This window comes from Ruegeria sp. AL12 (assembly GCF_056540885.1).
Genome location: NZ_JBQFXN010000129.1, coordinates 1 through 692 on the forward strand (window position 1 = coordinate 1; position 692 = coordinate 692).

Below are 692 nucleotides of genomic sequence, written 5' to 3' on the forward strand. Positions count from 1 at the left end.
CCCCTGTTTTTGAATTTCGACCGAATGCGGATACGGAATCGAAACACCTTTGGCGTCAAACGCCTCTTTAACCGCCTTCGTAAGCTCGAACTTGACGTCCCAGTAATCGGCTGCCGCACACCATAGCCGCGCAGTCAGATCGACTGAGCTGTCGCCCAGATTCGTGACCCGCACCCAGGGTTCAGGATCGCTGTGAATGCGCTGGTCGGCCTTGGCCACATCCAGAATGATCTGCATGGCGGTATCTGCGCTGTCCCCGTAATCAATTCCAAACACCAGATCGACACGACGTGTGTCGTGGGCTGAATAATTGGTTATGATCGACCCCCATGCCTGACCGTTTGGAACAATGATCTGCACGTTGTCGGGAGTCACAAGCTCGGTCGTGAACAGGCTCAGATCCATAACGGTTCCTGCCGTGCCACCGATATCCACATACTGTCCAAGCTTGTAGGGTCGGAAAACCACCAACATCACACCGGCCGCAAGATCACTCAGTGTACCCTGAAGTGCCAACCCAACAGCCAGTGACGCAGCGCCCAGAATGGCGACGATACTGGTGGCTTCTATCCCGAAGATCCCCAGAACTGCGACCAGAACTATGGCCAGAATTGCCCACTTGATCACACTGGCGGCAAAATTTCCGAGTGTCGGGTCGATCTGCGGCGTTCTGTTGATCCGGCGGCGTACAA

1 protein-coding gene is annotated in these 692 nt (G+C 55.2%); it reads right to left on the reverse strand.

From position 1 onward, the window contains the following. On the reverse strand, positions 1-692 hold a 692-nt coding region (locus ACR0C6_RS21795), incomplete at both ends, for a mechanosensitive ion channel family protein (protein ID WP_480621240.1).